This is a genomic window from Salinicola sp., from assembly GCF_982684285.1.
Genome location: NZ_CEXLVS010000414.1, coordinates 1 through 1,844, shown reverse-complemented (window position 1 = coordinate 1,844; position 1,844 = coordinate 1). Strand labels below are relative to the sequence as shown.

Sequence of the window (1,844 nt, the reverse complement as noted above, 5' to 3'; positions counted from 1 at the left end):
ATGTGATTCCGAATCATCGACAAATTCAGAAAAATCTTCGTCTTCTTCTGTGTCTGGCGTATAAAACCGAATTAATAACACATTGGCCCCTTTGACCACAAAGGGAGTCAAAACCATAGTCAGAGCAATAATCAAGGACAGCATTTGGCTTAAATGCACCTGCAGAAGCCCTGCCATTGACGCCGCGCTGAACATCACAAAACCAAACTCACCACTTTGCGACAGCAAGACGCCACTCTGTACGGCAATATCATGACGCGCACCACTGATCCTTACCAAAATGTAGATTACCAAGGCTTTAAGGCTCATTAAGCCCACTGTTAACAATACAATCGCCCCTAATTGTTCCCATAGCAGACCAAAATCAATGCTCATACCGACGGTCATAAAGAATAAGCCGAGCAGAATTCCCCTGAAAGGCAATATATCGGCTTCAATTTGGTGACGATAGTGTGATTCCGCCAACATAACTCCGGCAAGGAAGGCACCTAGCGCCATTGAAAAGCCCACCATCTCCATGATCCAAGCCACGCCTAAGACCAACAATAAGGCGACAGCAATAAAAACTTCTGGATCTTTACTGGCCACCAAGCGACCTAAAATAGGGTTAAGCAAATATCGGCCCGCAAATAGCATCGCAATAATAACCAAAACAGGATAAAACAAGCTGGTACTTTGCTCAGCGGTACTGTGATCACCGCCCGCTAAATAGGCAATTAAGGCTAATAACGGTACCACCGCCAGATCTTGTAATAATAGGATTGAAAAAGACATTCGTCCCATCACGGTCGTGATGCCACCACGTTCAGACAATAGCTTCAAACAAAATGCGGTGGAAGATAAGGCCAATCCAAAACCAATAATAATGGCACTTTGTGAGTCAATTCCTAGCCAAATCGCGATGCCATAAAGCAAACCAGCTGTTAGTAATAATTGGCCTATACCTAAGCCAACCACCAAGCGACGCATCTGCCATAACTTGTCAGGTTTTAATTCTATACCAAGAACAAATAGCAGAAAAATAACGCCAAACTCACCCAAGTGACGAATTTCATCAACTTCGGTGATAATGCCTAATCCCCATGGACCTAAAATCACACCCGCCGTAAGGTAGCCCAATATGGCACCTAAACGTAGCGCGTGAAATATTGGCACCACCATCACTGTGGCTAATAATAATGCCAAAATATCTAGTAAATATTGTGAGCTTGCTTCTTCCATAATTACTTCTAAAACCTAATTCACTATCATCTTTTTAAACGGCAGGCTTGGCTGCTTGTGCCAACATTAATTCAAGCCCAATTTTATATTGCTCAACAGCAAGTTCCGCCTTATCTTCTGCCGCCAGCACGTCAGCCAATACTTGATAAGTCTCGCCTTGCGCGCCACGATCTAAACTGGAACGCAAATAATCTTCTGCTTTGGCCCACAAACTATTCGCTTTTGCTAAACGACCTAACGTTAACAGTAAATAAGCATTATCTTCATTATTTTTTAACCACGACTCCGCGATCGCCAAACGTTTTAGCAAGTCACCATGTTGGATTTGACCGTATTGATATACCAATACGTCACTCCATTGTTTCGCTAGGAAGTTCTCAATCATACTGACGGCCGATGCCAGTTCACCTTGCAGGATTTGACCTTCAACATAAGGAATCAATAATGCCTCATCCTGCCGCATCTTAGTTGACGTTTGCTGCCATAAGCTTGCCATTTGTGACCAGTCTTGCCGCGATAATGCCGTTTGCAACTGTTTGACCGTTGTATCGTTTGATAGGATTTTCACCGCCGCGGATGCCAGCACATGACGCTTACGCAAGTCCGGCAATACATTTTGCACT

General features: G+C 43.9%; 1 protein-coding gene and 1 pseudogene. Both read right to left on the bottom strand.

The features are described 5' to 3' along the window. A partial coding sequence (locus AC3AYF_RS20570) for a monovalent cation:proton antiporter-2 (CPA2) family protein (RefSeq protein ID WP_487780331.1) occupies positions 1-1,221 on the bottom strand: 1,221 nt, incomplete at its 3' end. Positions 1,222-1,255: 34 nt separating this feature from the next. Beyond that, positions 1,256-1,844: pseudogene (locus AC3AYF_RS20565) on the bottom strand (hypothetical protein); the annotation flags it as partial.